A 6,216-nucleotide genomic window follows, 5' to 3' on the forward strand; every position below is an offset into this window, starting at 1 on the left:
GAATTCGGGGGCGGGAAACCTGACCCAGTCGATCTTCATGCGCAACGAACTGGTCGATACCGGCCAGGCCGGCGAAGAGATGTATTACCGCAACGTCGTGATCGAGGACAACGTGATCGTGAACGGCCATCTGCACGGCATCACCGTGGGCGAGGCCGCCGGGCTGACCGTCAGTGGCAATACCCTGCTGCGCAATCCCAACGCAGCACAGGGCGCGGAGCGGAACATGGAGGTGCGGATCCCGCGGATCCAGGTCGCGGGGGCATCGCGGGATGTCCGGGTCGAGCGCAACATCGCCGCGGCCCTGCCCCGTCCCCGTTCCGGCTGGAGCATCCGCAGCAATCTGCTGGTGCAGGATATTTCCCCGGCCCGGCCGGGATATTACAAGACCGTGTTCGCCGGCGCCCTGACCGGGGATGCCCGTCAGCTTGACAATTTCGCCTTTCTGCCCGGCGGTCCGGCGGATGTGCCGGGGCTGGGGGCCCCGCTGCTGCGCCCGGGCGCGGACCGGGCGCGCTTTGCGCCCTAGATGCGGGATGCGGGGCTGGAAAAGCTCGCCTCTTTGGATGAAAAATACTATGGCTTGGGGGAATAGTTCAGGAAATAGGTCTTTCTGGCCCGGTCTTCGGCCTGGTCGTTCAGGATGTTCCCCGTGGCGGTAAGCGAACAGATTACGATACCCCGCATCGAGCCCCGCTACGGGGCCGCCGCCCGCCGCCGGCGCGCCATTGCCGGAAGGTTGCCGTTTCCGGTGTTTCTGTTTTTGCTGCTGGTGCTTTTGCCGGTCGAGTTCGAACTGGGCAGCCTGGCCATGAGCGGCCTGCGCCTGTATCTGCTGTTGCTGGCCGTACCGCTGACAATTGGCCTGTTTACCGAACAATACGGCCCGATCCTGCCCATCGATGTTCTGTTCTTTTTGCATGTGGGCTGGATGATCGTCGCCATCGGCGTGAACAATCCCTCGCAGGTCGTGCAATATGTGGGATCGAACGCAATCGAATTTCTGGGCGCCTATCTGCTGGCCCGCGCCTGCATCCGGTCGGTGCCGGATTTTGTCGCGCTCTGCCGCTGGCTGGCTTATCTGCTGTGTCTCACCCTGTCCTTCGCGGTCTATGAGGCCATTGTCGGCGAGGCGCCGATCATGGCCTTCATCGACAATCTGCCGGGGGTGAGCTCACTCAGCAAATACGATATGGACCGCCGCCTGGGACTGTCCCGGGTGCAGATGGTGTTCGATCACCCCATTCTTTACGGGATCTTCGCCACGCTGGGCATTTCCCTGACCTTTGTCGGGTTGAAGGATGTGGTGGCCAATTCCCGGCGCTATCTGCTGACCCTCGGGGTGATCCTGTGCGTGTTCTTCTCGCTTTCCAGCGGGGCGTATCTGGCCGCGATGCTGCAGTTCGGGCTTTTGATCTGGGGCCAGATATTCCGGGACAGGCGGCCTTGGCGGCTGCTGATCATTGTGGTTGTCCTGTCCTATGCCGCGATCGATCTTGGCTCCAACCGCACCCCGATGCGGGTTTTCATGAGCTACGCCACTTTCAATCCGCAGACCGCCTTTTTCCGCAGTGTGGCCTATGATTTCGGGATACAGAACGTCCTCTCTAACCCGGTTTTCGGTCTGGGCCTGCGCGACTGGGTCCGCCCGTCCTGGATGGTGGCGGCAAGCGTCGACAATTTCTGGCTTCTGACGGCCATGCGATACGGTATTCCGGGATTCGCCCTGCTGGCCGGGGGGTATCTGCTGGCGCTGGTGCTGATCGGGCGCAAGGATTTTTCAGGCGATGCGCGGCTGTCGCGGCTGCGCCTGGCCTGGATGCTGACCTTCGTGGGGCTCGCCTTTTCGCTGGTCACGGTTCATGTCTGGTCGTCGGTCTATTCTTTCGTCTTCTTCCTGTTCGGGGCGGGCATGTGGTTTCTGAACACACCGGACGTTCCCGCCCCCGAAGAGGAGGTCGCCCCCGAAGACGAAGACCGCCGCCGGCCGCCACAAGGCGGAAGCCCGCACGACCGGCAAAGGGCAGGGCCCGAGGCGCCGCAAAGGCTGTATTCGCGGTTTCCGGTACGGCCGCGCGACCGGGCGCCCTGAGCGACCTCTGGAACGCGGATCAGAACATTCCGCGCGACCGCAGGAGCCGGGCGTAAAATCCGGGCGCGAAGCTGAACGCATAAAGCGTTGCGGCGCGGCGCAGGTTTGTCTGGTCGCGGATCATCCGGCCCAGATAGCGGCGCGCGGGTTTCGGGTGATGGTTGCGGATCATCAGGCTGGCGATGCTGCCGTAATGGCCGCCCAGGTCCCGTGTGCCATATCCGGCGCGGCGCAGTTTTCCCGTGGTATAGACATAGCTGCGGGTCGAATGCTGGGTGCTTTGCGACAGGTGGTCGTTGCCGGCCGCGGTGCGCGGCTGATAGCTGAAGATGTAAAGCGGCTGCGGGATGAAGGCGAAAGGCCCCTGCCGGGTCAGCCGCAGGGTGAAATCCCAGTCTTCGTTGTTGCGTAGCCGCTCGTCGAAGGGGCCGGCATTCAGTACCGCCTGTCGGCGCAGCAGCATGGTCGGCAGATCGATGAAATTGCCACGGATCGTTTCGCGGAACAGATCGCCGCTCAGCGGGCTGCGATGCGGCGGCGGCAGCGGCCGGGCGGCGGCCTGGCCGTGCTGTGCCTCGGGGGTGTCGATATGTGCGATCGAGGCGGTATAGACCCCGATATGGCCGGGATTGTCCTGCAGCATCCGCATCGATCTGTCGAACCTGTCGAACAGGCTGACATCGTCGCTGTCGTGAAAGGCGATGTAATCGCCCCGGGCCGCGGCGACCCCGGTATTGCGCGCAGCGGCGGCGCCGCCGTTCTTTTCGCGCCGGATCAGCCGGACGCGGCTGTCCCCGACCGCGGCGATGGCGCCTTCGATATCGTCGTCCGACCGGTCGTCGACCACGATGATGTCGAGATTGCGATAGCTCTGGGTTATGAGGCCGCCAAGCGCCCGCCCGACCAGATGCGCCCTGTTGTAGACGGGAACGACGACGCTTATCAGAGGCTCGGGTTGCACGAAAAATCCCTTGACTGAAAAATCATGTTTTATCCTTGGCACGAGGGCTTCCGCGGGGCAAGCTTCGGCTTGGGGGGAATGGATTACACGGTGGCATCATGATTGAATTGCGCGATTTTTTCCCTGTCCATTTCTCCGATCAGCTTAACCGGAGGCGGTCATGATTCAGGCTTATCGCCTTATCTGGCAGATGCTGATCCCGCCGGAAAAACGCAGGTTCGCGCTGGTGCTGGTGCTGACCGTGGTGATGTCGGTGTTCGAGATGGCCAGCGTGGCGGGCATTCTGCCCTTCATGACGGTCCTGGCCCGACCCGAGGTGATCGACACGCAGCCGGCCATCATCTGGTTCGCCGATCTTTTCGGCCTCGGGACCCATCGCGAGGTGACGATCGGGCTGGGGCTGGCTGTCTTCGCGGTGATCCTGGTGGGAATGGTGGTGCGCGGGCTGGCCACCTATGCGCAGATCCGTTTTTCCATGATGCGGGGCTATTCCATCGCGGCCCGGCTTTTGCACAGCTACCTGGCCCAGCCCTATGTCTGGTTTCTGGGCCGCAACACCTCGGAATTCGGCCAGACGCTGCTTTCCGAGGTCGATCTGGTGATTCGCGAAAGCCTGCTGCCGGCCGTGCTGCTGATTTCCAATATTCTGGTGACGGCCATGATCGCGGGGGCGATCTTCCTGGTGGAACCCGGGGTGGCGATCGGTGCGGTGCTGCTGCTGGGGGTGGTCTATCTGTCGGTCTTCGCCGCCCTGCGGACCCCGCTGGCCCGGATCGGCGCGGGCCGGCTTGAAGCCAACCGGCAGCGCTTTCAGGTGATGCAGGAGATTTCCGGCGGCGTTAAGGAAATGAAGGTGATGGGGCTGGAGCAGGAAAGCCTGGAGCGCTTCCGCCCGCCCGCGAAAGAGATGGTCCGCTATCAGACCCTCAATCAGGTGATCGGCCGGCTGCCGCGCTTCGCGCTGGAGGCGGTGGTCTATGGCGGCTTCATCGCGATGGTTCTGATCATGCTGATCGTGCGGGACGGCGAGATCTCGAACCTGCTGCCGCTGTTGGGGCTGATGGGTATGGCGGGGACAAAGCTCTTTCCCTCGCTGCAGCAGATCTATGCGCTGCTCAGTTCGATCCGCTACTCGATGCCCTCTTTGGTCAAGCTGCATGAGGTGGTGACCACGCTCAAGGATCCGCCGGCCCAATATGGCAGCCTGGCGCCGCTGCGCCTGACCCGGTCGCTGGAACTGGCGGATCTGCATTTCCGCTATCCGGGGGCGGACAAGGAAACGCTGGCGGGCTTCTCGGCGGTGATCCCGGCCCGTTCGACGCTGGGCATCGTCGGCGGCACCGGGGCGGGCAAGACCACGGTGATCGACATCGTTCTGGGGCTGCTGACCCCGGATGCCGGCGCCCTGCGCGTTGATGGCGAGGCTGTGACCCCCGACCGGGTCCGGGCCTGGCAGAAAAGCCTGGGCTATGTGCCGCAGCATATTTTCCTGTCGGACGACACGGTGGCGATGAATATCGCCTTCGGGACGGCCCCCGACAAGATCGACATGACGGCGGTGGAACGCGCCGCCCGCGTCGCCAGCCTGCATGAGTTCGTGATGAGCGAGATGCCACAGGGGTATCAGACCATGGTGGGCGAGCGAGGCGTCCGCCTGTCAGGCGGTCAGCGTCAGCGAATCGGCATCGCCCGGGCGCTGTATCATGATCCAGATGTGCTGATCCTCGACGAGGCGACGTCGGCGCTCGACAATGTCACCGAACGTGCGGTGATGGAGGCGGTGCACAACCTGGGCCACAGGAAAACCGTGATCATGATCGCGCACCGGCTGTCGACGGTCGAGAATTGTGACAAGATCCTGATGCTGGAAAACGGCCGCCTGCAGGCCGAGGGAACCTATCAGGAATTGATCGACAGGCATGACGGGTTCCGGCGAATGGCAATCGGATAGAACCGGGGGCCGGGCACAGGCGGCTCGGCCCGACCGGTTCAGATCAGCCCGAGCCCATCGTCATAGGTGGGGGTGTCGACGAACGTGAATTCGTCGGCGATGCTGAAATCGCTGATTTCGCCCTCGAAGCTGCGATTCCACTGATTGCCCAGCGTCCAGCCCCATTCCCGGCCGCCCGCGTTGACGATTTCGAAATCCGTTCCGTCCTCCACATCCAGAACGACATCTCCGTCCAGCAAGACCTGCAGGCGGTCCTGCTCCGCGTCCAGCATCACCACGGCTTGGTGCTGTTCGGTATCGTCCAGGCCAAGATCGCCGGTCTTGAAGACCTTGAACCCTTCGTCGGCGGTTGCCGTATGAACCATCAGCCCGCCATTATGTATGCTCAGGCCGATCTTCATATGGTTCCAGACCAGCCGCTCGTTGCCCATGGTCGTTTCATCATGCGCGAAGTCGATGGAAAAGGCGATCTGATCGGACTCCTCATAGTCCGGAAGCCGCCCGAGGCCGACGAAAGAATTGTCGTCCAGATGAACGGCGGGGGTATCGCCTGTTTCGATCAGTTCAGCGCCGTTCCACATGCGGATATACGTATCGGTGCCGTCGAAATCGAGGTCGTAGCTGTAGTTGATCTGAACGATGGGTGGTGGGCTGTCATCCTGCCCGCCGTCGACAGGGATCTCTGGATCCGTATCTGTCGAATCTTCGGACGGCAGTGTCGGCACCGCGCCGGCATCCAGCATATCGAGCATACCGCCCTCGGCCGGCACATAGGCATGTCCGCCGGTTTCGCTCGACAGCGATTCGGCGGTAAAGACGTCTTCGTACCAGCCGGGCGCATCGGGATCCTGATCCTGCACATAGGCATTGTCTTTCACGGTCCAGTCGGGCTGCTCTGCATATCCGTTGATATCTGCCACGGCATTGTTCGTGATGGTGACGTCGGTCGAGGCCGAATTGATGTTGATCGTCGGGATCTCCACCTCATCGTCGGCCCCGTCCGGCCTGTTGCCGTCGGCATGCAGCACCGAGTTGTTGCTGACGGTCAGCCCGGCGGTTTCGCCCACGGTGATGCCGTGCAGATGGCCGTTGTAGATCTCGTTGCCCTCGATCACGACGTTCTGGTAATACATCTCTTCGCCGGCCTGGCCGGTATCGACCAGTTCGTTGCGCATGAAGATCGACTGGGTCAGGTTTCCCTCGCCCAGGTCG

General features: G+C 62.6%; 4 protein-coding genes and 1 pseudogene. 3 read left to right on the plus strand and 2 right to left on the minus strand.

Annotation, left to right across the window (positions count from 1 at the left end):
- Together ACSR1C_RS20190 and ACSR1C_RS20195 are read left to right on the plus strand one after the other, a co-directional pair.
- Window positions 1–529, plus strand: a pseudogene (locus tag ACSR1C_RS20190) (right-handed parallel beta-helix repeat-containing protein); the annotation flags it as partial.
- A gap of 123 nt (window positions 530–652) precedes the next feature.
- Window positions 653–2,092 carry an O-antigen ligase family protein gene (locus ACSR1C_RS20195; protein WP_460260820.1) on the plus strand — a complete coding sequence of 480 codons (1,440 nt, stop codon included), beginning with the start codon at window positions 653–655 and terminating at the stop codon, window positions 2,090–2,092.
- 19 nt (window positions 2,093–2,111) lie between these two features.
- On the opposite strand, the gene ACSR1C_RS20200 is transcribed toward ACSR1C_RS20195, so the two are convergent.
- Window positions 2,112–3,053, minus strand: a complete 942-nt coding sequence (locus ACSR1C_RS20200; RefSeq protein WP_460260819.1) for a glycosyltransferase family 2 protein — start codon at window positions 3,051–3,053, stop codon at window positions 2,112–2,114.
- Window positions 3,054–3,213: 160 nt separating this feature from the next.
- Between ACSR1C_RS20200 and ACSR1C_RS20205 the strand changes: the two genes are divergently transcribed.
- A complete protein-coding gene (locus tag ACSR1C_RS20205) occupies window positions 3,214–5,004 on the plus strand; it encodes an ABC transporter ATP-binding protein (protein WP_460260818.1) in 1,791 nt (596 codons plus the stop codon).
- A gap of 38 nt (window positions 5,005–5,042) precedes the next feature.
- Here ACSR1C_RS20205 and ACSR1C_RS20210 read toward each other — a convergent pair.
- Window positions 5,043–6,216 (minus strand): right-handed parallel beta-helix repeat-containing protein (locus tag ACSR1C_RS20210; RefSeq protein ID WP_460260817.1); only part of this gene is annotated, 1,174 nt, incomplete at its 5' end.

Source organism: Actibacterium sp. D185-2 (assembly GCF_054954595.1).

Bases quoted from the DNA above. Each gene is read 5' to 3' on its own strand.
- ACSR1C_RS20205 (WP_460260818.1), top strand. From the start codon at position 3,214: ATGATTCAGGCTTATCGCCTTATCTGGCAGATGCTGATCCCGCCGGAA.